Genomic DNA, 21,599 nt, shown 5'->3' with positions numbered 1-21,599 from the left:
TTCCTTAAGGCAGCGGTGCGAAGTGAGTGGTCCAAGTTTGGTCGTAACTTTGCGAAGTTAGTCCAAGATGAAATACTTTTTCAGGCACTGAGCTTAAGCGAAGCCATTTGTTATCGACCAACGCATCGGATAGGGGATCGTCACCTTTTAGAATTTGAGGAGTATTATTACTTAAAATAGCGATGGTGCGTCCTTGGCTATCCAAAAAGTGAAAATTTTCTTTAACGCTTTGGGCGGATTGGCTCGAACTAAAATCTTTACCAAGGCTGGCGATGTCAATTAACCAAGGCGCCTTATCATTGGTCTTAAAGTCTTTAATTTCCTGCCAATGTGGTAGTGCACTGCAATGAATTGCAGTTTTGACCTGATGGCCGTAAAAATAGCGGCGTATGCCATCATCGGTTGTGAGTTGATAGCGAGCAATGCCATCATCACTGTCGTTGTTACTCGGTTGACGTTGCCACTGTATGGGATGATTGTTAAGTGTAAATCCTTTTTGAATCGTGAGATGACATACTGAGGCAAGCTCTTTTGGCATCTCTAGCGCTAAACTTTGCCCCTGATCTTGGATAATTTTTATCTGTGAATATGCTAGATTTTTGTTCATGGGCGTCCCCATGTTTTCGTTATTTCCCATTAAAGGCACAGGATTATAGGGGTTAGCAAAATACGCTTTAGGTGTAATAAATTTAATCGAACGAGTTTGGCTCGGCTTGGTCTGAGTGGTTGCCACATTAAACGTAATATTTTTCACTGAAGCTGCTAACTCAAGTTTAAAATCAGATGAGTGAGGGTAACTGGCTTGATTAAATAATCGATAACCATCATCGCCTAACCATTCGGGTAAATCCTTATCTCTTAAGAAGGTCATTTTACCTTGCAAGCCATTGAAAAAAGCTAATAGCTTACGATTGTCTGATGGTGCTGAATGGACTAAATAACTACCTTTTTTGCCAAGTGGCGTCATCGTAATTTTAAGCTGACCTACGGTAACTGTTTTAGGTTTGTCGTCAGGTAACTGGACGTTTTGGGTGGTGAGTGTGCGCGGATAAAAGTTTGCGGTAGCTTTAAAACTACTAATTTGTGGCTTTTGCTGCCCCGATTGTGCCCAGCCTAAAGGCGCTAAGTTATATTCAAGGGTCGCATTGATGCCTGTTTTTTGTAACAGACGATGATAGAGCGTCCAGTAATGGATATTTAAAGGCGAACCCTGTTTATCAAATGCTTGAATATCGCTAAGTGTCACCTTGCCAGCGGTGTTTCTATCTACCAATGGATAGCTATAGATGAGCTGGTAATTAGAGCTCGATTGAGGCGCAAAACTTCCCTGAGCATAAGCCAGCGGTTGGCTATTTTTGATTGTTGTTTTAGGCGTGTTTTTAGAATAATCAAAATAGATTGGCTCATCATAGATATCACCACGACTTGGCGCTCTGGCAAACGATTTGCTCTCAATGGAGGTATAAAGCATTAACTTGCCGTGATAGCCATAGCGTTCAATGGGTTGGCTTTGGACAATGGTCATGGAATCAATCCAAGTGCTTTGCCGGTTTAGAATCACTTCACCGTAAATTTGTTTAGCTGATTGTTTTTGACCCTTGGCAGGGGCTGATTGTTCTTCTGGTTTTGCGTTATGAACGGTTTCAAAATGGGCAAAAATTTGTGTAGTTGTTACTTTATCAACAGTCAATTCAACCTGTTGGTCATTAAGTAAGTGGATGCTTACTTTGGCATTGACCTTTGCTGGAATGCTGTCAATAAATCCGGGTTGATAGAACCCTTTTTTTAATAACTCAAGTTGGTTTGGGGTTGCCCGTTTTTTTAGATCTTGCCAAAGCTTTTGGTTCTTGACGTAAAAATCAACTAATTGCTGGGTTTTGTTATCGAATATTAGCTCAAAGCCACTGGCATATATGCGGCGTATTTTTTCACTCCCGCCATCACTGATTTCATCGCTGCTAATATCCATTGATCTACCTGGAAAATGCATCCGGTAGTAGTCAAAATCAAGGTCGAACTTAAGCTGGTTGTCTTTGTTTTGTGCTAGTTTATAGTTTGCTCTGACAATCCGTTCAACTCGGGAGGTATGGCCAGCTATCTTGGCCTGTATAGCGGTATGAATATTGTATGTATGAGTATCCCCAACTTTGGGTGAAAAGCTAACCGCATCACCCGTGCTTTTATCGCATCCAGTGATAAGTACAGCGCTGATTAACAGCGCAAAACAACATTTAAACTTCATTAACTACTTATCCCTTAGTATCTATTTTTATCCAAATTTGTGCTGATTGGCTTGACCTCAAATGGCATTACGCAATGCAATTAGTGTAATCATCATTAATAAGTGGATTAGAAAAGCTTGCCTGGTAATTCAATAGATATTAACTAACTGCTTGAGTCTTAATTGATAAATAGGTTTTAACAACGATTTATTTTATTGGAGTTTCATAAGTCACATAACAAAAATAACGGCTGCCCATACATCAATCATGTCAATATATTTAATCGCCTAATAACAATATCCAATCAGTCGCGTTTTTGCAGAATCGAGTTTATCAGCTTTTATTTATAAAATTAACAATGATTAATTTGCTTGATACATGAAATTATTAGGCTCTTTGTGATAAAAATTTTTGGCTATATCAATAGCGAGAACAGCGATTTTATCTTGTCATTGATAGGCTTGTGAAAAATAAGCGTTTAGCTGCAAACAATGACCTTAATTTTTTCGCAAAACTTTCTTAAAAAGGGTTGAGCTTAGCGTCAATTTGGGGAATCATTCATATCTCTAGATATAACGGTGTCGCCGGCAAGGATGCGATGCTATAAAATATCTCTTAACAGAGATACCCCCCATGATTTTTGATAGAGCCAGGAGAAACTGATGCTTAAGCGCGATATGAATATTGCTGATTATGATGCGGAGCTGTGGCAAGCCATGTCTGCAGAAGTTCGTCGTCAGGAAGAACACGTTGAATTAATCGCTTCGGAAAACTACACCAGCCCTCGAGTAATGCAGGCTCAGGGATCACAGTTAACCAACAAATATGCAGAAGGGTATCCTGGCAAACGTTATTATGGCGGTTGCGAATACGTGGATGTTGTGGAAACTCTGGCAATTGAACGTGCTAAAGAGCTGTTTAATGCCGATTATGCGAACGTTCAACCACACTCTGGCTCACAGGCTAACGCTGCTGTCTTCCAAGCACTGCTCGAACCTGGAGATACAGTCCTTGGGATGAGTCTTGCCCACGGTGGACACCTGACTCATGGTGCGAAAGTAAGCTTCTCTGGCAAAATCTATAACTCTGTTCAGTATGGCATTAAAGCCGATACTGGCGAGCTTGACTATGAAGAAGTTGAAGCTCTGGCAAAAGAACATCAACCGAAAATGATTATTGCTGGTTTCTCAGCATATTCAGGGATTGTGGATTGGCAGCGTTTTCGTGATATCGCAGACTCTGTTGGTGCTTATCTGTTTGTCGATATGGCTCATGTTGCAGGGCTCGTTGCTGCTGGTTTATATCCAAACCCTGTGCAGATTGCCGATGTTACCACCACCACTACACATAAAACTTTAGCTGGCCCTCGTGGCGGTTTGATCCTTGCTAAAGCCAACCCAGAGATTGAGAAAAAGCTCAATTCTGCGGTATTCCCTGGTGGTCAAGGTGGCCCATTGATGCATGTTATCGCAGCTAAAGCAGTTGCTTTTAAAGAAGCAATGGAACCTGAGTTCAAAAGCTATCAGCAACGTATTTTAGATAATGCGAAAGCGATGGTGAAAGTCTTCCAAGAACGTGGTTATAAAGTCGTCTCTAATGGCACTGAAAACCATCTGTTCCTGCTGGATTTAATCGATAAAGACATTACCGGTAAAGATGCCGATGCAGCACTAGGCAAAGCAAATATCACAGTAAATAAAAACTCTGTTCCTAATGACCCTCGCTCACCATTTGTGACTTCTGGTTTGCGCATTGGGACTCCAGCAATGACTCGTCGTGGCTTTGGTGTGAAAGAAGCTAAGTACCTCACTTCTCTTATCTGTGATGTATTAGATGATCTGGAAAATGAACAGAATATCAATGCAGTTAAAGCTAAAGTGATTGAACTGTGTAAAGAGTTTCCTGTTTACGCTTAATCGGATAGTCTAGATTTAGCATCGATAAAGAAAACGCAGCCAATGGCTGCGTTTTTTATGAGATGCGAATACAAAAAATTTATAGTTATTTAGACAAATAACGGTCGATGGCCAGATAACCTGAACCGCTGATAAGTAATGACACACATACCGCGCCCAGCGCTAATGCATACTCAAAACCACCATTTGATAAAAATAATCCGTGGCTAATATGAACGGAAAACAGTGCAACAATCATGGTAAACCCTGCAAAAAATGCAGCAGGTCGAGTCAGTAGTCCTAAAAATAAGAACAATCCACCAAAGAATTCAGCGCCACCAGAGAGAGCTGCCATCAGCAAGCCTGGTTCTAACCCAACCGATGCCATAAATTTGGCTGTGCCGTGCAAACCATAACCACCAAACCAGCCAAATAATTTCTGGCTTCCATGAGCCATTAAAATAATACCGACAGGCAGGCGTAAAAATAATGGTGCGATACCCGCATTGCTTTTTAACAAGTTTTTGTACAAGGACATGCCATCTTCTCTGTTTAATATTTCTTGCTGTTATCTCTGTCAGACGTCAATGATGACAGAGTGTGATTATGCGTTGCAGAATCTGACAAATTCTTCACAGTGGAACAAGATCATTGTGCTAAAAACATTGTTTAAAAATATTTAACTATTTTTTTACTAAGTGTATTTTTTTAAACCAAATATGCACCGAAATGGCGAGTGCTCTGCCCAAAATTGGGTAAAATTTTAGTAAACATCGACAGATAGCGCAGTTTCTAGGTAAAATGGAATTATTATTCAACCTAAATCGAGAACTCCCGTGCGTTGCCCATTTTGTAATACCAATGATACGAAGGTGATCGATTCACGTTTAGTGAGCGAAGGTCATCAGGTTCGTCGTCGTCGTGAATGCTTACATTGCCACGAGCGTTTTACGACCTTTGAAACGGCTGAATTAGTCATGCCGAAAGTGATTAAAAGTAATGGCTCTAGAGAACCATTCAACGAAGATAAAATGCGAGCTGGCATGGCTCGAGCACTGGAAAAAAGGCCAGTAAGCGTTGAAGCAATAGAGCAGAGCATTAACCATATAAAATCCCAGTTACGAGCAACTGGTGAGCGCGAAGTTCAGGCAAAACTGATTGGTCATCTGGTGATGGAAGCATTGAAAAAATTAGATAAAGTTGCCTATATTCGCTTTGCTTCTGTTTATCGTTCTTTTGAAGATATTCGTGAATTTGGTGAAGAAATTGCTCGTTTGGAAAAACCTTAAACCGAGGTTGTAATGGATGATTTTTCCGCATTAGATTATTTTTATATGGCCCGAGCGCTTAAACTTGCGGCCAAAGGGCGTTTTACTACGGCTCCTAATCCCAATGTTGGCTGCGTATTAGTCAAGGATAATCAGATTATTGGCGAAGGCTATCACTATCAAGCCGGTCAAGGCCATGCAGAGGTTAATGCCATGGCTGATGCGCGCGCTAATGGCTTCGCTCTTGAGGGCGCGACCTGTTATGTCACATTAGAGCCGTGCTGCCATTATGGCCGCACACCACCTTGTGCCAAAGCGCTGAGTGAAGCAAAAGTTGCTCGGGTTGTGATGGCAATGCGCGATCCAAATCCAAAAGTGGCAGGCGGTGGCAAGTTAATGCTTGAACAAGCCGGAGTGAATGTTCAAAGCGGTTTGCTAGAAGCTCAAGCAGAACAGCTTAATCCGGGGTTTTTGCTGCGAATGCGGCTGAATCGTCCACGCGTTCGGCTAAAAACTGCGATATCGTTAGATGGCCGCACCGCTCTTGCTAACGGTCAAAGTCAGTGGATTACAGGCGCATTGGCTCGCTCTGATGTGCAACGTGAAAGGGCGGTTAGCCACGCGATATTATCAACAGCGCAAACGGTTTTGGCTGACAATGCTTCATTAAATGTTCGCGTCAATGAATTAGGTTCATTGGCTGAACTGTTGCCCGTACAACCTCGTCAGCCGATTCGCGTGATTATCGATCGCCGACAACTATTAACCGGTGATGAACCTTTGTTTCAACTGCCAGGGCGGGTGATTCGGGTGGTTGACAGAGCGGTAGCACAAGAGGTTGGCGAAACATTGTTAGTAGAGCCTGCTGAAAACTGGTTAGAACAGATGCTGTTTGCTTTGGCTAAACTTGAAATTAACGATCTCTGGGTTGAAGCCGGAGCCACGGTTTGTGGGGCGCTGTTAAGTGCCGAGCTGGTGGATGAACTGATTATCTATCAAGCTGGCGTGACTTTAGGCGATAGTGCTAGAGCTATGTTGCAAATCGCTGAGCTAACTGAATTATCAAAAGCAAAACGTTGGAAGCTGACAACCATGCGACAGATTGGTCAAGACTTGAAGTTCGTATATCAGCCACAAGAGGCCATATTGTAATGTTTACTGGAATCATTGAAGCTCAAGGAACTATTCAGGGATTACGTCGGCGCTCCGTTGACGTTCAGCTTAAAGTCGCCACGGGTACGCTTGATATGAGCGATGTCCATATGGGTGATAGCATTGGCGTTAATGGTGTCTGTTTAACCGTCGTTGAGTTTACGCAAAACTATTTTTGTGCAGATGTCTCTCATGAAACACTTGCTCGCTCGAGCCTTGGGAAACTGAAAGTTGGATCAAGTGTGAACCTTGAAAAAGCGATGGCAGCGAATGGTCGTTTCGGTGGGCATATGGTCAGCGGCCATGTGGATGGTTTAGCCTGTGTGAAATCAATTAGTCATCAGGGCAATGGTATTGATATCTGGCTGGAATTTCCTGTTGAACTTAGTAAATATATCGCAGAGAAAGGTTCGATTACGGTAGATGGCATTAGCTTGACCGTTAATGAACTTGTGCAAAATCAGTTTCGATTAACCATTATTCCTCATAGCGCTGAACAGACGACTATTAGTCAGTGGAAAAAAGGCAGCCAAGTCAATTTAGAAGTTGATGTCGTTGCCCGTTACTTGGAACGTCTGTTACAAGGCGCTGGACAAGCAGACACCAGCGCCCAGACATTAACTAAAGAAAAATTAGCTGAATGTGGCTTTTTATCATTATCTCGAGGGTTATAACACCATGGCATTGAGTCCGATTAAAGACATTATTGATGACATCGCCGCTGGCAAATTTGTGGTTCTGATGGATGATGAAGACCGTGAAAATGAAGGCGACTTGATTATTGCCGCAGAAAAAATAACCCCAGAGGCCATCAATTTTATGGCGCGTTACGGACGTGGTCTTATCTGCTTGTCATTAACTGAGCAGCGTTGCCAGCAGTTAAGTCTGCCACTGATGGTCAGCCATAACAGTGAGAAATTCTCCACAGCATTTACCGTTTCAATCGAAGCGGCTCAAGGGGTGACAACTGGCATTTCAGCAGCTGACCGTGCGACCACTATTCAGGCGGCCGTGAAAGCTGATGCCAGCGGTGAAGATATTGTGATGCCCGGTCACGTGTTCCCGCTGATGGCCAAAGAAGGCGGCGTGTTGAGCCGGGCAGGGCATACTGAAGCGGGGATTGACCTTGCGCGCTTAGCAGGTTTTGAGCCAGCAGCGGTGATTGTTGAGATCTTAAATGAAGATGGCTCAATGGCACGCCGTGATGATTTAGAAAAGTTCTGCCAGCAGCATGATATAAAATTAGGCACAATTGCTGATTTAATTGAGTATCGCAACATCCAAGAAACAACGATTGAACAGGTTCAGCGTTGCCAGTTACCAACTAAACATGGCGATTTTGTTTTAACGGCTTATCGAGACACTATTGCCGGTCAAATCCATTATGCGTTGCGCCATGGTAATATTGACCCGCAGCAGCCAACTTTAGTTCGTGTGCATTTACATGATCCGCTGCATGATCTTTTTGGTAGTACTCGGGACGGTCAAATGAGTTGGCCGCTTGATGAAGCGCTTAGCCAATTGGGGCAAGAAGGCGGCGTTTTGGTGCTGATCAATGAAACCGAGCCACAATTGGCGGTCTTAAACCGACTGGAGCGTTATGCTCAAGAAGAACAAGGATTAAGTCCAAAAATGAAGCAGAATCAACGGGCTTCACGTAATGTCGGGATAGGTTCACAAATATTGATCCGTGAAGGCGTACAGAAGATGCGCTTGATGAGTGCCCCTAAACGCTATCATGCCTTATCTGGATTTGGTCTAGAAGTCGTTGAGTTGGTGAGCCATTAACTTACAACCTACCCGTAGTGTGGTAGAATAACGCGCTTTTTATTATTTGGGATTAGTTAGGGTTAAATTATGAATGTGATCGAAGGAGTGGTACCGGCCCCTGAAGCCAAAATCGCCATTGTGATCGCCCGCTTTAATAGCTTTATTAATGAGAGTCTGTTAGCAGGTTCTATTGATACATTAAAACGTCAGGGCCAAGTTAAAGACGAAAATATCACAGTTGCGAAAGTCCCCGGTGCCGTAGAAATTCCGCTAGTGGCGAAACAATTTGCCAAATCAGGTAAATTCGATGCCATTATTACTTTAGGTACAGTTATTCGCGGCGGCACTTATCATTTTGAACTTGTCTCTAACGAATGTCATAAAGGTTTAGGGCATCTGATGCTTGAATATGATGTGCCAATTGCTTTTGGTGTTTTAACAACTGAATCGATTGAGCAAGCTGTAGAGCGCGCCGGAACCAAAGCCGGTAATAAAGGTACAGAGGCCGCATTAAGTGCCTTAGAAATGATTAACGTCATGAAAGCGATTGGTTAAGGAGTCTCAGTTTGAAACCATCAGCGCGCCGGAAAGCCCGGCAATTTGCCACCCAGGCCATCTATCAGTGGCAGATGACTGGCGATCATATCGATAATATCGAGCATCAGTTTTTGACCGAGCAAGATATGAGTAAAGCCGACGTTAGCTATTTCAAACAGCTGATCGAAGGTGTTGCGGTTCATCATGAAAAACTGGATCAATCGATGTCACCCTGTTTAGCTCGTCGTTTAGATGAGTTAGATCTAGTGGATCATGCTATTTTGTTAATCGGTATGTACGAACTGACTCAGTGTAAAGATTTACCACCGAAAGTTGCGATTAATGAGGCCATTGAGCTGGCGAAAATTTTTGCCGCCGATGACAGTCATAAATTTGTGAACGGTGTTCTGGACAAATATTTCCATCTGCAAGAGTTGAAAAAGTAAGTTTTAATGGGCGAATTTGAGCTTATAGAGCGTTTTTTTGCAAAATCAGCAAAAAGACCTGATGTTGTTTTAGGAATTGGTGATGATGCGGCTTTGATCACACCTCCTGAGAATCATCAGCTCGTTGTGACAACGGATACGCTGGTTGAAGGAATTCACTTTTTCGCAGATATTCCCGCCAATGCCTTGGGACATAAGTCATTGGCGGTGAACTTAAGTGATTTGGCTGCCATGGGGGCCGAGCCTCGTTGGGCCACTCTTGCGATTACGCTGCCTTCGGCACGTATGGCCTGGATGGAACAGTTTTGCGAAGGTTTTTTTGAGCTAGCAGAGTATTACAATGTCACCTTAGTCGGCGGTGATACCACGCGTGGTCCATTGAGTTTGACAATTACCGCTCACGGCGTGGTGCCAATGGGGCAAGCGCTGACTCGCTCTCATGGGCAAGTGGGTGATTGGGTGTATGTCACGGGGTTATTGGGTGGCTCAGCTCTTGGGTTAAAACATCTGCAAGGGCTGCAAAAATTAACCAATGAACAGCGCGATACTTTGCTAAATCTACATTATTATCCACAGCCGCGCGTGCTCAGTGGCTATGGTCTGCGCGGTGTCGCGAGTAGTTGTATTGATATCTCAGACGGTTTATTGGCCGATTTAGGTCATATTGCGAAATCGTCTGGTTGCAGCGCTAAAATTCAAGTTGAACAACTTCCTATTCATCCAGTCGTTAAATCATTGTGTTCACCCGAAGAGGCTATTGCTCTAGCGCTATGCGGTGGCGAAGATTATGAGTTGTGCTTTAGCGTCCCAGAAGAAAACAAAGGGGCATTGGAAGTCGCGCTTTCATATAGCGGTGTGCACTATCACTGTATTGGTCAGCTGGTCGCTGGCGATGAACCTGTTAGCCTCTATCAGGGCAAAGAAGATTATCACCTAGGTGGTGCGTACAGCTGGGATCATTTCCGCTCAAGCTAAAGGTCTTTCATGGATCAATATTTAAAACGTTTATCACTTTCTAACCCCATGCATCTGATGGCGGTTGGTTTTGGCAGTGGACTTGCACCAAAAGCTCCCGGAACATTTGGCTCTCTAGCTGCTCTGCCTCTGATGGTTTTACTATCGTGGTGGTTACCATTGTGGGGGTATCTATGCTTTTTGATTGTCGGTTTTTTAGTCGGTATCTATAGTTGCCACGTGGCCAGCCGAGCAATGGGCGTTCATGATCATGGCGGTATTGTTTGGGATGAGTTTATCGGTATGGGCATTACGATGATTGCGATGCCGATTAGCTGGCCATCTGCTATTGCTGGATTCATTCTGTTTCGCCTTTTTGATATTACCAAACCTTGGCCGATTCGTTGGCTAGACAAGCATGTCAAAGGTGGTTTTGGCATTATGATCGACGATGTCCTAGCCGGTATTATGGCTTGGATCATCCAGCTAATTTTATTCTCCTGCCTGTAATTTACTCTTTTTAGAATGTTCTATTTTGTAGCCATATTATGGCTACATCTTTCCTTTATTAATTTTACATTTGTAACGCGACTTGTTGATAAAATAGTTGTTTTTATATAAATACAGCCCAATTATTCTGTTTCTCAAATTTTTATATAGATAATGTGCTGCTTTCCCTTTACAGATTTGGTTAAACGTAATAACTTAGCAACTGCTACTAAAATGTCTGGTTTATTGATATTTTAGTAGTTAATTATAGGGATGTGCGGATTATCGTTATGCGTGATCAAACGTAAATTAATTATAAAGATAATTGCGCTTACAAATACACAACATGTTGAACGGACGACGGTTTCGACCGTTACTGACAGTGATGTTCAATGGAGCTAATATGAAGAAAGGATTAGGACTATTGTCCGTGGCACTGCTTGCAAGTGCTGTGGCAACTGGCGTACAAGCTAAAACTAAGACTTTGGTTTACTGTTCAGAAGCTAGCCCTGAAGGGTTTAACCCACAGTTATTTACTACTGGGACAACCTTTGATGCCAGCTCTCAGACCATTTTCGACCGTCTGGTTGAATTCAAACGTGGTACCACTGAAATTGAACCTGGTCTGGCAACTAGCTGGGACGTTTCTGCCGATGGCAAAACCTATACATTCCATTTGCGCAAAGGCGTAAAATTCCAATCTAATAAAACATTTACACCAACTCGCGATTTTGATGCGGACGACGTTGTATTTAGTTTTGAACGGATGTTAGATAAAAAAAATCCATATCATGATGTCTCCGGCGGCAGCTACGAGTACTTCGATGGTATGGGTATGGATACTTTGATTAAAAAAATTACCAAAGTTGACAAGTACACCGTTAAATTTGAATTAAGCCAGCCAAACTCACCATTCCTTGCTGATATGGCAATGGACTTTGCGTCAATCTTCTCAGCAGAACAAGCAAATAAACTGCTAAAAGAAGGTACTCCTGCAGTATTGGACCAAGATCCTGTTGGGACTGGCCCATTTGCCAAAGTGGCATATCGTAAAGATTCCGTTATTCGTTATACAGCGAATAAATCATATTGGCGCGGCGCTCCAAAAATTGATCGTTTAGTTTTCTCTATTACTCCTGATGCTTCTGTTCGTTATGCAAAACTTAAAGCAAACGAATGTCAGGTTATGCCGTTCCCTAACCCGGCAGATCTTAAAGAGATGGCCAAAGATCCAAACATCAAACTGATGCATCAAGCTGGTTTGAACGTTGGCTATCTGGCATTTAACGTCACTCACAAACCGTTCGACAAATTAAAAGTTCGTCAAGCTTTGAGCCTTGCTATCAATAAAAAAGCAATTATTGATGCAATTTATCAAGGTGCAGGGCAGGTTGCTAAAAACCCAATCCCACCAACAATGTGGTCTTATAACGACAAAGTTAAAGACTATCCATATGATCCTGCCAAAGCAAAAGAGCTGTTAAAAGAAGCGGGTGAAAGCCACTTCAACACAACTCTTTGGGCAATGCCTGTACAACGTCCATATAACCCAAATGCTCGTCGTATGGCTGAGATGATTCAGGCTGACTGGAAAAAAGTTGGTGTGAACGCCAAAATTAAAAGTTACGAATGGGGTGAATACCTCAAACGTGCTCGTCAGGGCGAAGCAGATACCATTCTGATGGGCTGGACTGGTGATAATGGTGACCCAGATAACTTCTTGAATGTATTGCTCAGCTGTGAAGCAGTTGGCAACTCAAACTATGGTCGCTGGTGTTACAAACCATTTGATGAAATCGTGCAGAAAGCTGCTCGCGTTTCAGATAAAGCTGAACGTACTAAATTGTACGAAAAAGCACAGGTTATCTTTAAACAACAAGCTCCTTGGGTAACTATTGCGCATTCAGTTGTTTATGAACCAATCCGTAAAGAAGTCCATGGCTATAAAGTTGATCCATTTGGCAAACACATTTTCTATGGTGTTTCCTTAGATAACTAATTAGTCAAATTTTACAGGGCTTCGTTTATTCGAAGCCCTCCTATCAGGGGCTTTAGCCTAGATTTATTATTTATGTTGCAGTTCATTTTTAGAAGACTGATAGCGGTCGTGCCGACCTTTATCGGTATTACACTTTTAACGTTCGCGCTAATTCATGCGATCCCTGGTGATCCCATTGAAATTATGGCCGGAGAACGTGGGATATCAGCGGCCAGACATGCCCAGATGATGCACCAGTTGGGGCTTGATCAACCACTGTATCTTCAGTATTTCCATTATGTGATTGGAATTTTCCATGGAGACCTAGGTTTCTCTTTGGTAAATCATCAGCCGGTTTTAAGCGAGTTTGCATCGCGGTTCCCGGCAACAATGGAGCTTTCTATTTTTGCAGTTGTTTTCGCTATTGTAATCGGTTTGCCATTAGGCATTATCGCAGCGGTAAAACGAGGCACTATTTTTGACCACGGGGTGATTGCTGTTGCCCAGGCTGGTTACTCAATGCCAATCTTCTGGTGGGCATTGTTACTCATTTTGTTTTTCTCTGTTCAGTTGGGATGGACACCAGTATCCGGGCGCTTAGATGAAGCTCGTTTCTGGATTGACCAGCCGACTGGATTTATGATGATCGACACCTTGCTCTCCGGTGAGCCGGGGGCATTTATAGATGCGCTTCGCCATTTAGTTTTGCCAGCCATCGTGTTGGGAACTATTCCAATGGCGGTGATTGCGCGTATGACTCGATCATCAATGCTAGAAGTGCTTGGTGAAGATTATATCCGTACAGCTCGAGCAAAAGGGATGGCACCTTGGAGGGTGATCATTGTTCATGCTCTGCGTAATGCGTTGATTCCTGTTGTTACTGTCATTGGGTTACAGGTCGGGATTATGCTTTCAGGGGCAATTTTAACTGAGACTATTTTCTCTTGGCCGGGTATCGGTAAGTGGTTGATTGATGCTATCTCTCGTCGTGACTATCCAGTCGTTCAGGGAAGTATTTTGTTGATTGCTACTATTATTATCGTGGTGAACTTGTTGGTCGATATTATCTACGGCATTGTGAATCCTCGAATTCGACATACCCGATAACTAGGAACCGAATTCATGTCTGAAGAACAAACTCAAATTCAGGATAATGGCCCAAAACCAATGTCACCGCTGCAGGAATTTTGGTTTTATTTTCGCCAAAATAAAGGGGCGGTTGCAGGGCTTTTATACATTGTAATTATTATTTTATTCGCACTGTTTGCTGAAGTGATTGCACCACATTCACCTATTCAGCAATTTCAGAATGCGTTTTTAACGCCACCTGCGTGGCAAACTGGCGGCAGTTCTAAGTTCCTGCTTGGTACTGATGATGTTGGGCGAGATATTTTTTCGCGGCTGATTTATGGGGCAAGATTGTCACTCATTATCGGAACCATGGTCGTTACCATTAGCTTAAGCTGTGGTGTGTTATTAGGCTTGATTGCCGGTTATACGCGCGGAATTGTTGATACCATCATTATGCGTGTCGCCGATATTATGTTGGCGGTGCCAAGCCTGTTGTTCGCCATTGCGATTGTTGCCATCTTAGGTCCAAGTTTGGTAAATGCATCGGTGGCAATTGCTATTGTGTCGATTCCTCACTTTATCCGTTTAACGCGAGCATCTGTGATAGCAGAAACAAGTCATGATTATGTGACTGCATCTCAAGTTGTTGGGGCAGGGGCGCTGCGTTTAATGTTTTTAACCATTTTGCCTAATTGTCTGGCGCCATTGATTATTCAGGCGACATTAGGGTTTTCATCAGCGCTTCTGGATATGGCGGCGCTTGGTTTCCTTGGTATGGGCGCTCAGCCGCCAACGCCAGAATGGGGTAGTATGTTGGCGAATGCTCGTCAGTATGTGACTCGAGCTTGGTGGGTTGTGACCTTCCCAGGGATTATGATTTTAACCACGGTACTGGCATTTAACCTGATGGGCGATGGCCTCAGGGATGCTCTAGATCCGAAGATGAAACGCTAATTAGGGCGAGATAAATTATGGCTTTATTAGAAGTAAATAACTTAAGCGTTGAGTTTGGTGATGAGGACCATCCGTTTCGGGCTGTTGATAATATTAGCTACCATGTTGAAAAAGGCGAGGTAGTTGGGATTGTTGGTGAATCAGGTTCTGGTAAAAGTGTCAGCTCGCTGGCAATTATGGGCTTGATTGATTATCCCGGACGCGTCAGCGCTAAAGAACTTGAACTTGACGGTCAGAAAGTGCTGGAAATGTCGGATGCCAAACGACGCAAGATTACTGGTTCAGATATTTCGATGATCTTCCAAGATCCGATGACGAGTTTGAACCCGTGCTACACCGTTGGCTTTCAGTTAACCGAAGCGCTTAAAATTCATAATCATGAATTCAGTAAAAAAGAGCTTCGTCAGCGCGCTGTTGAGCTGCTGCGTCAGGTTGGTATTCCTGCGCCTGAGTCACGCATTAAGTCTTATCCTCACCAGCTCTCTGGCGGGATGAGTCAGCGTGTGATGATTGCGATGGCAGTGGCTTGTAATCCGAAACTATTGATTGCTGATGAACCAACGACTGCGCTTGATGTAACCATTCAGGCTCAGATTGTTGATTTGCTCCTTGAGCTGCAACAGCAAAAAAATATGGGCATGGTTTTGATTACTCATGATTTGGCATTGGTTGCAGAAGCTGCTGATCGCGTGATTGTGATGTATGCCGGACAGATTGTTGAGACAGGCCCATCTTCGGAAATTTTTAAATATCCGAAACATCCATATACGCAGGCATTATTGGCGTCATTGCCAGAGTCATCAGCAGGTGCTGAACGTTTACATGCACTGCCTGGGGTGGTTCCAGGAGCTTATGATCGCCCTAAAGGATGTTTGCTTAATCCTCGTTGTCCCTATGCAAGCGAGCGTTGTCAAAATGAAGCGCCGGAATCTATTGGACCACGCGAGCGGCAGGTCAAATGCTTTTGGCCATTGGATGAAGCAGGGAGGCCAACTAAGTGAGCGAAGCAAAAAATAGCGTTTTATTTCAGGCGCATGAATTAAAAAAACATTACCCAATTAAGGGGGGAATGTTTAAAGAAGAGCAGCTTGTTAAAGCACTTGATGGTGTTTCTTTTGAGCTGGAAAAAGGTAAAACTCTAGCTGTTGTCGGTGAGTCTGGCTGCGGGAAATCAACATTGGCTAGAAGCCTGACATTGATTGAAGCGCCAACTTCAGGTGAGCTTCGCTTTGATGGCGAAGATATCCTTTCGCTTGGTCAGCATGCGGCTAAAGAGCTGCGTAAACGTATTCAGATTGTGTTTCAAAACCCTTATGGCTCGTTGAACCCTCGTAAAAAAGTCGGTCAATTGTTAGAAGAGCCATTGGTGATTAACACCAATTTGCCCCGTGCTCAAAGAGCTGAAAAAGCTCGAGCAATGATGGCTCTAGTTGGTCTTCGCCCTGAACACTATGATCGATATCCACATATGTTCTCTGGTGGGCAGCGTCAGCGTATCGCAATTGCTCGAGGGTTAATGTTGGACCCGGATATTGTGATTGCTGATGAACCCGTATCTGCACTCGATGTTTCAGTGCAGGCACAGGTGCTCAACTTGATGATGGATTTACAACAAGAGTTTGGATTAAGTTATATCTTCATCTCGCACGATCTATCAGTAGTTGAACATATTGCCAATCAAGTCATGGTGATGTATCTGGGTAAAGTGGTTGAATATGGTAGCAAAGAGGAAATCTTTTCAAATCCTCGCCATCCGTATACAACAGCGCTGCTCTCAAGTACTCCGCGTCTTAACCCAGAGAAGCGAATTGAGAAAATTAAGCTCAAAGGTGAGTTGCCATCACCACTGAATCCGCCATCAGGGTGCGCGTTTCATAACCGGTGTCGTTTCGCCAATGAGCGTTGTTCAGAGCAAGTACCAGAGCTCAAATGGTACAACGATACTCAGATTGCCTGCCATGCAGTTGAAGAGGACCGTATCTAGTCACTTCTCTATCTGGCAACTTTTTCAAAGCCCTGTTTGTTAAACAGGGCTTTTTTGTAACTTCTGCGTTAAGTTTGAGATTGCTATACTAACGGTTCATCTTTTCGTCAGCGGTTGTGCCATGTTGCGTTCTTTTTTTATCCTTTTTTTATTGAGCAGTTGCGTGCCGGCTCAGGCCCAGTCTATTATTTGGGGAAGCTCTGAGGTAATGCGATTTCACCAATTGCCCAAAGACCTCTCTTTATCAAATCTTGCTGTTGGCAATTTGCTATATGACTCTCTCTTTCGTATGGATAATTTTGGTCGGCCCCAGCCGTGGTTAGTGAAAAGCTATCAACAGATTTCCGCTGTTCGTTATCAGTTCGATTTAAACACGGGAGTTAGCTTTTCATCTGGCAACACTCTTAGTGCTCAGGATGTCGTCTGGAGCTTTAATCAGCTGCGCCAACATCAGCAGTTTGCTCAGCTATTTGCCGGGGTCCAATCGGTGCGAGCGATTTCGTCTACGCGCTTTGAGATTACTTTGACGCATCCTTATCTAGGGCTTTTATCGCAGCTTGCCTATTGTTTTGTCTTTGATAAGAACTGGCAACTTAAAAATAAAAAAAACCAAGATAAAAATGGGCTTATTTCAGGTTCGGGACCTTATCAGATTAGTGAAGATATTAGTGGTGTTCGTGCGGTGTTAAAACTTAAACCCCATTATTGGCGAAGCAGTGGTGAGGGCAATGTCACAGAGCTAGAAATTGTCCCAATCATGCATGAACAGACGCGTTATAGCGCGTTGCAAGGGCATGATGTAGATATTGTTGATCATGTCTCAGCGCAGCGTCTACCTGCGCTAGATGCGTTATCTAGTCTTGAGGCCGTGCGAATGACTAATATGGCTTGGTTAGGAGTCATTTTTAATCAGCAACATTCTTGGCTGGCCCAGAAAAAAGCACGGGAGGCTTTATCAGTGGGCATCAATAATGCGATGATTTATAGTCTGGTTTATGCCCCGCTTGGTGAGTTAGCCAACCAATTAACAAGCCACAATGAGGCGTTTTATAACCCATCAATGCTAAAGCAAACTCATACTCTAAAGGCTTATCAATTGCTGCAATCAGTACAAAAAAATGATGGGCATCTGAGGTTAACGCTTGTCAGTCGTGAGGATCGCCGATTTGATTTTGACCAGACGCTGGCACTTTTAAAAACAATGTTTGCGCGTATGGATATCGATTTAAAAGTCAAAGTTCTATCAGATGATGATTTTGAGCGCTCTTTAGAGGAATGTCGTGACGATCTTTATCTAGTTTCGATTCGTGCTCAGCCGAACAATTTATCAGGCTATTTAAAAGCGATGCTAAGTTCTTACCGAGGGCATGTTGCGCGGATGCACTGCGCATCAAATATTCAAGATTATAAAAGCCAATTAGATAAGATTAATGAGCAAGCGGGTGAATTGAAAAAAACAGCCTATCAAAACTTTTTGAGTAATTTATCGCATCAGTATGTTTTTAAGCCATTATTTTGGCTTGATCAATTATGGGCTGTGAATAAAAGAATTTCGTTAAAGGCAGTGAATAATCGACTTGGATTGATCTATTTTGATGAGCTTAAAATTAATCGCAGTCGGTAAAACAAAGGGCAACATCGTTGCCCTTTATCGTTATTATTAGCTTAAGCGTTGCTCGATACCTGCACTGTCTAGGCCAAGTTCGGCGTAAACTTCAGCTTGGGTTCCTTGAGCAATAAAATGATCAGGTAATCCAAGTTGGATGAGCTTAGGATGTGTTGGGTTTTGCACCAGATGTTGAGCCACAGCAGAACCAGCGCCGCCAGCAATGGCGTTATCTTCAAGTGTCACTAAACACTGATGGCTTTTAGCAAGTTCATCAATGCATTGTGTATCAAGCGGTTTAATAAAGCGCATATCAACTACTGTTGCATTTAATTTCTCAGCGGCTTTTAAGGCTTCATGTAGTAGTGGGCCAAAGCATAAGATAGCGTTTTTTTTCCCTTCTCGGCGGATTTTTGCTTTGCCGATAGGCAGCTCTTGTAGCGGTTGGTCACATAGCGCATTGGTTGCCCCGCCTCTTGGGTAGCGCACAGCAGCCGGAGAGCCGAGTTTATAACCGGTATAGAGCATCTGCCGACATTCGCTCTCATCGGAAGGTGCCATAATGGTGAGATTAGGTACGCAGCGCAAAAAGCTCAAATCAAATGCGCCTTGATGCGTAGGACCATCGGCACCGACAACGCCTGCTCTATCAATCGCCAATAATACGGGTAAGTTTTGAATGGCAATATCATGAATCAGCTGGTCATAAGCTCTTTGTAAAAAAGTACTATAAATTGCGACCACCGGGTGCATCCCAGCAATCGCTAAACCTGCTGCAAACGTGAGTGCATGTTGTTCGGCAATGGCAACATCGACATACTGATTGGCAAAGCGCTTGGAAAACTCAACCATCCCCGAGCCTTCGCGCATTGCTGGCGTTATTCCCATCAATTTAGGGTCTTGCTGGGCCATTTCGCACAGCCAATTACCAAACACTTTAGAGAACGTTGTTGTCGTTTTCTTTGGCAGATTCTCTTGGCTTGGATCGAATTTTGAAACAGCGTGATAACCAATAGGATCTTGCTCGGCTGGCAGATAGCCTTTGCCTTTTTTAGTCAAAACATGCAAAAACTGTGGTCCTTTGCGAGCGCGCATGTTTTTCAGTGTTTGCACTAGAGCAATTACATCGTGACCATCGACTGGACCGATATAATTAAAGCCAAATTCTTCAAACAAAGTTCCCGGTGCAACCATCCCTTTGAGATGCTCTTCAGTACGTTTAGCCAGCTCTTTAATGGGGGGCAGTGAGCCCAGGAGCTTTTTACTATTTTCCCGAAAAGAGCTATAAGCTTGCCCCGACATTAATTTGGCGAGCGAATTATTTAGCGCCCCGACATTTTCCGAAATAGACATGTCGTTGTCATTTAAAATCACTAACAAGTCATCAGGGCAGGTGCCGCCATGATTGAGTGCCTCAAATGCCATGCCTGCTGTTAACGCACCATCGCCGATAATCGCTGCGACTTTGCGACCTTTGTGCTCTTTGCTTGCAGCAACTGCCATCCCTAAAGCTGCCCCAATTGAGGTGCTTGAGTGGCCAACGCTAAGCGCGTCATATTCGCTTTCGCCTCGCCATGGAAATGGGTGCAATCCATCTTTTTGACGGATGCTCGCCATCTTGTCGCGTCGCCCGGTGAGAATTTTATGCGGATAGGCCTGATGACCGACATCCCAGACTAGTTTGTCAAAAGGCGTCTGATACACGTAATGCAAAGCAACGGTTAACTCTACAACACCGAGCCCTGAGGCCAGATGTCCGCTCGATTGGCTTACTGTTTTTAATAAAAACGAGCGTAGCTCCTGACAAAGTTCAGGAAGTTTAGATAAAGGCAGCTGGCGCAGATCCTGTGGGTAATCAACGAGAGCTAATAATGGATAATCACGAATATTTAGAGTCATAAATTGATTTTTGGCAACAGCTATTTATTGCGCTGAATAATGAAATCGGCAAGCGCAGCAAGTTTGCTGGTATTGTAGGGTAATGTATCCAGCTCGTGTAGTGCTTGATGTCGAAGATTTTGGCATTTGTGCTCAGCTTCAGTTAATCCTAATAAACTAGGATAGGTGCTTTTGTGATGCTCAATATCTGAGCCTTGCGGCTTACCTAATGTTTCGGTATCAGCAATCACGTCTAGAATATCATCGCGTACCTGAAATGCTAGGCCAATAGCTGCGCCGTAGTTATCTAATGCTTGTAACTCTGACTTGTCACTAATTGCGCCAGCTTGAGCACCTAATTGAATTGCTGCGCGAATTAAGGCACCTGTTTTAAGCCGATGCATCTTTTCAAGTTCGTTAATCGACTGATTCTGGCCGGTTGCCATGATATCGATAGATTGTCCGGCGCACATGCCCTGATATCCGGCTGCCTGTGACAGTGTTTGTACCATGGTCAAGCGGGTAGCCGCTGGAATTTGTTCAGCTTGAGTGAGTAAGCTAAATGCCCATGATTGCAGAGCATCGCCTGCTAAAATGGCAGTCGCTTCGTCAAAAGCGATATGGCATGTTGGCTGGCCCCGACGCAATTGGTCATCATCCATTGCTGGCAAATCGTCATGAATCAGTGAGTATGCGTGAATCGCTTCAATAGCTGCCGCGGCGTAATCGACCTGTTGAGTTGGCGCCTGATTGAGTTCTGCGGTTAAATAAACCAATACTGGGCGAATTCGTTTGCCCCCGAGAAGCAGTGAATAACGCATTGCATCGCGCAAAACTGGCGCATTAGGTTCTACTGAATCAAGTCGTTCGAGAATAAAAGCATCAACGCGCTGGCGATAACTTTCTAAGGTTGTTTGTAAAGATTCACTCACAAAACATCCCCTTGGGATAGTTGATCTAATGGTGCTTCCGGGGTATTTTCGCGAAGGATTTTAATCTGTTGTTCAGCGTTTGATAGTTTTTGCTGGCCAGCATTTGCCAAGGCTATGCCTCGCTCAAAATGCTTCATGGCTTGTTCTAAGGGCAGTTCACCCTGCTCAAGCTCTTTGACCAATTGCTCCAGTTCACTGAGTGATTCTTCAAAGCTCATATTTTCTGGTTTTTTGGCAGCCATTGAATCTCCTGAAAATTGACTAAAATTATGAATCGCGGCACGAGTAAAATTATCGCGTGTCTTGGTGCTAAGAATCAATGTGAATTTTACTTAAGTCAAATTCATGATGGTGCAATCAGAACGGATCATAATGATATAAGCGACTATGGTTAAAGTATTTATTGTCTTAACCGATATCTATTGTAGATTATTGTTCATAATGTATAAATGGGTTCGTTCAC

20 protein-coding genes are annotated in these 21,599 nt (G+C 43.6%); 15 read left to right on the top strand and 5 right to left on the bottom strand.

The window, feature by feature from the left end; all coding sequences use genetic code 11:
• Positions 1-4 precede the first annotated feature (4 nt).
• A complete protein-coding gene (locus ABTQ23_RS13505; RefSeq protein ID WP_408616265.1) occupies positions 5-2,242 on the bottom strand; it encodes a hypothetical protein in 2,238 nt (745 codons plus the stop codon).
• Positions 2,243-2,884: 642 nt separating this feature from the next.
• On the opposite strand from ABTQ23_RS13505, the gene glyA reads away from it, so the two are divergent.
• On the top strand, positions 2,885-4,138 hold the full coding sequence (glyA, locus tag ABTQ23_RS13500) for a serine hydroxymethyltransferase (protein ID WP_408616264.1): 1,254 nt from the start codon (positions 2,885-2,887) through the stop codon (positions 4,136-4,138).
• An 85-nt stretch (positions 4,139-4,223) separates the two neighbouring features.
• Here glyA and ABTQ23_RS13495 read toward each other — a convergent pair whose 3' ends face one another.
• Positions 4,224-4,655: a DoxX family protein gene (locus ABTQ23_RS13495; RefSeq protein ID WP_408616263.1), complete on the bottom strand. Its 432-nt coding sequence runs from the start codon at positions 4,653-4,655 to the stop codon at positions 4,224-4,226.
• Positions 4,656-4,953: 298 nt separating this feature from the next.
• On the opposite strand from ABTQ23_RS13495, the gene nrdR reads away from it, so the two are divergent.
• From nrdR to ABTQ23_RS13425, 14 genes are all read left to right on the top strand, one after another.
• Positions 4,954-5,406, top strand: coding sequence for a transcriptional regulator NrdR (gene nrdR, locus ABTQ23_RS13490; RefSeq protein ID WP_408616262.1), 453 nt, complete (start codon positions 4,954-4,956; stop codon positions 5,404-5,406).
• 12 nt (positions 5,407-5,418) lie between these two features.
• Positions 5,419-6,537: a bifunctional diaminohydroxyphosphoribosylaminopyrimidine deaminase/5-amino-6-(5-phosphoribosylamino)uracil reductase RibD gene (ribD, locus tag ABTQ23_RS13485; RefSeq protein WP_408616261.1), complete on the top strand. Its 1,119-nt coding sequence runs from the start codon at positions 5,419-5,421 to the stop codon at positions 6,535-6,537.
• Entirely contained in the window at positions 6,537-7,211 is a 675-nt protein-coding gene (locus ABTQ23_RS13480) for a riboflavin synthase (RefSeq protein ID WP_408616260.1), read from the top strand. The genes ribD and ABTQ23_RS13480 overlap by 1 nt, the downstream gene beginning before the upstream one ends.
• A 4-nt stretch (positions 7,212-7,215) precedes the next feature.
• Positions 7,216-8,325, top strand: coding sequence for a 3,4-dihydroxy-2-butanone-4-phosphate synthase (ribB, locus tag ABTQ23_RS13475; protein WP_408616259.1), 1,110 nt, complete (start codon positions 7,216-7,218; stop codon positions 8,323-8,325).
• A 69-nt stretch (positions 8,326-8,394) separates the two neighbouring features.
• Positions 8,395-8,862, top strand: a complete 468-nt coding sequence (gene ribH, locus ABTQ23_RS13470; protein ID WP_408616258.1) for a 6,7-dimethyl-8-ribityllumazine synthase — start codon at positions 8,395-8,397, stop codon at positions 8,860-8,862.
• 11 nt (positions 8,863-8,873) lie between these two features.
• Complete coding sequence (nusB, locus tag ABTQ23_RS13465) at positions 8,874-9,290, top strand: transcription antitermination factor NusB (RefSeq protein ID WP_408616257.1); 417 nt, start codon at positions 8,874-8,876, stop codon at positions 9,288-9,290.
• Between the two features lie 6 nt (positions 9,291-9,296).
• Positions 9,297-10,265: a thiamine-phosphate kinase gene (gene thiL, locus ABTQ23_RS13460; protein ID WP_408616256.1), complete on the top strand. Its 969-nt coding sequence runs from the start codon at positions 9,297-9,299 to the stop codon at positions 10,263-10,265.
• Between the two features lie 9 nt (positions 10,266-10,274).
• Positions 10,275-10,754, top strand: coding sequence for a phosphatidylglycerophosphatase A family protein (locus tag ABTQ23_RS13455; RefSeq protein ID WP_408616255.1), 480 nt, complete (start codon positions 10,275-10,277; stop codon positions 10,752-10,754).
• Positions 10,755-11,136: 382 nt separating this feature from the next.
• Positions 11,137-12,732, top strand: a complete 1,596-nt coding sequence (locus ABTQ23_RS13450; RefSeq protein WP_408616254.1) for an ABC transporter substrate-binding protein — start codon at positions 11,137-11,139, stop codon at positions 12,730-12,732.
• Positions 12,733-12,804: 72 nt separating this feature from the next.
• Positions 12,805-13,818 carry an ABC transporter permease subunit gene (locus ABTQ23_RS13445; protein WP_408616253.1) on the top strand — a complete coding sequence of 338 codons (1,014 nt, stop codon included), beginning with the start codon at positions 12,805-12,807 and terminating at the stop codon, positions 13,816-13,818.
• 15 nt (positions 13,819-13,833) lie between these two features.
• Positions 13,834-14,736 (top strand): dipeptide ABC transporter permease DppC, encoded by a 903-nt coding sequence (gene dppC, locus ABTQ23_RS13440; protein WP_408616252.1) that lies wholly within the window; start codon positions 13,834-13,836, stop codon positions 14,734-14,736.
• 17 nt (positions 14,737-14,753) lie between these two features.
• Positions 14,754-15,737, top strand: coding sequence for a dipeptide ABC transporter ATP-binding protein (gene dppD / locus ABTQ23_RS13435; protein WP_408616251.1), 984 nt, complete (start codon positions 14,754-14,756; stop codon positions 15,735-15,737).
• Positions 15,734-16,720, top strand: a complete 987-nt coding sequence (locus ABTQ23_RS13430; RefSeq protein ID WP_408616250.1) for a peptide ABC transporter ATP-binding protein — start codon at positions 15,734-15,736, stop codon at positions 16,718-16,720. The genes dppD and ABTQ23_RS13430 overlap by 4 nt, the downstream gene beginning before the upstream one ends.
• Positions 16,721-16,928: 208 nt before the next feature.
• Positions 16,929-18,344: an ABC transporter substrate-binding protein gene (locus ABTQ23_RS13425; RefSeq protein ID WP_408616249.1), complete on the top strand. Its 1,416-nt coding sequence runs from the start codon at positions 16,929-16,931 to the stop codon at positions 18,342-18,344.
• A 36-nt stretch (positions 18,345-18,380) separates the two neighbouring features.
• Here ABTQ23_RS13425 and dxs read toward each other — a convergent pair whose 3' ends face one another.
• From dxs to xseB, 3 genes are read right to left on the bottom strand one after another with little or no spacing between them, the layout of a single operon-like run.
• Positions 18,381-20,225: a 1-deoxy-D-xylulose-5-phosphate synthase gene (dxs, locus tag ABTQ23_RS13420; RefSeq protein ID WP_408616248.1), complete on the bottom strand. Its 1,845-nt coding sequence runs from the start codon at positions 20,223-20,225 to the stop codon at positions 18,381-18,383.
• A gap of 20 nt (positions 20,226-20,245) precedes the next feature.
• Entirely contained in the window at positions 20,246-21,136 is an 891-nt protein-coding gene (gene ispA, locus ABTQ23_RS13415; RefSeq protein ID WP_408616247.1) for a (2E,6E)-farnesyl diphosphate synthase, read from the bottom strand.
• Positions 21,133-21,378, bottom strand: coding sequence for an exodeoxyribonuclease VII small subunit (gene xseB, locus ABTQ23_RS13410; protein WP_408616246.1), 246 nt, complete (start codon positions 21,376-21,378; stop codon positions 21,133-21,135). Before xseB ends, ispA begins: the two co-directional genes overlap by 4 nt.
• Between the last annotated feature and the right edge of the window lie 221 nt (positions 21,379-21,599).

The sequence above is a fragment of the Celerinatantimonas sediminis genome, from assembly GCF_046054195.1.
In the GTDB taxonomy this organism is placed as follows: domain Bacteria; phylum Pseudomonadota; class Gammaproteobacteria; order Enterobacterales; family Celerinatantimonadaceae; genus Celerinatantimonas.
This window is presented reverse-complemented; position numbering and strand designations above follow the sequence as displayed.

Excerpts from the sequence above, each read along its gene's own strand:
- ABTQ23_RS13505 (WP_408616265.1), bottom strand. The coding sequence starts at position 2,242 with ATGAAGTTTAAATGTTGTTTTGCGCTGTTAATCAGCGCTGTACTTATC.
- glyA (WP_408616264.1), top strand. The coding sequence starts at position 2,885 with ATGCTTAAGCGCGATATGAATATTGCTGATTATGATGCGGAGCTGTGG.
- ABTQ23_RS13495 (WP_408616263.1), bottom strand. The coding sequence starts at position 4,655 with ATGTCCTTGTACAAAAACTTGTTAAAAAGCAATGCGGGTATCGCACCA.
- ribD (WP_408616261.1), top strand. The coding sequence starts at position 5,419 with ATGGATGATTTTTCCGCATTAGATTATTTTTATATGGCCCGAGCGCTT.
- ABTQ23_RS13480 (WP_408616260.1), top strand. The coding sequence starts at position 6,537 with ATGTTTACTGGAATCATTGAAGCTCAAGGAACTATTCAGGGATTACGT.
- ribB (WP_408616259.1), top strand. The coding sequence starts at position 7,216 with ATGGCATTGAGTCCGATTAAAGACATTATTGATGACATCGCCGCTGGC.
- ribH (WP_408616258.1), top strand. The coding sequence starts at position 8,395 with ATGAATGTGATCGAAGGAGTGGTACCGGCCCCTGAAGCCAAAATCGCC.
- thiL (WP_408616256.1), top strand. The coding sequence starts at position 9,297 with ATGGGCGAATTTGAGCTTATAGAGCGTTTTTTTGCAAAATCAGCAAAA.
- ABTQ23_RS13455 (WP_408616255.1), top strand. The coding sequence starts at position 10,275 with ATGGATCAATATTTAAAACGTTTATCACTTTCTAACCCCATGCATCTG.
- ABTQ23_RS13450 (WP_408616254.1), top strand. The coding sequence starts at position 11,137 with ATGAAGAAAGGATTAGGACTATTGTCCGTGGCACTGCTTGCAAGTGCT.
- ABTQ23_RS13445 (WP_408616253.1), top strand. The coding sequence starts at position 12,805 with ATGTTGCAGTTCATTTTTAGAAGACTGATAGCGGTCGTGCCGACCTTT.
- dppC (WP_408616252.1), top strand. The coding sequence starts at position 13,834 with ATGTCTGAAGAACAAACTCAAATTCAGGATAATGGCCCAAAACCAATG.
- dppD (WP_408616251.1), top strand. The coding sequence starts at position 14,754 with ATGGCTTTATTAGAAGTAAATAACTTAAGCGTTGAGTTTGGTGATGAG.
- ABTQ23_RS13425 (WP_408616249.1), top strand. The coding sequence starts at position 16,929 with ATGCGATTTCACCAATTGCCCAAAGACCTCTCTTTATCAAATCTTGCT.
- dxs (WP_408616248.1), bottom strand. The coding sequence starts at position 20,225 with ATGACTCTAAATATTCGTGATTATCCATTATTAGCTCTCGTTGATTAC.
- xseB (WP_408616246.1), bottom strand. The coding sequence starts at position 21,378 with ATGGCTGCCAAAAAACCAGAAAATATGAGCTTTGAAGAATCACTCAGT.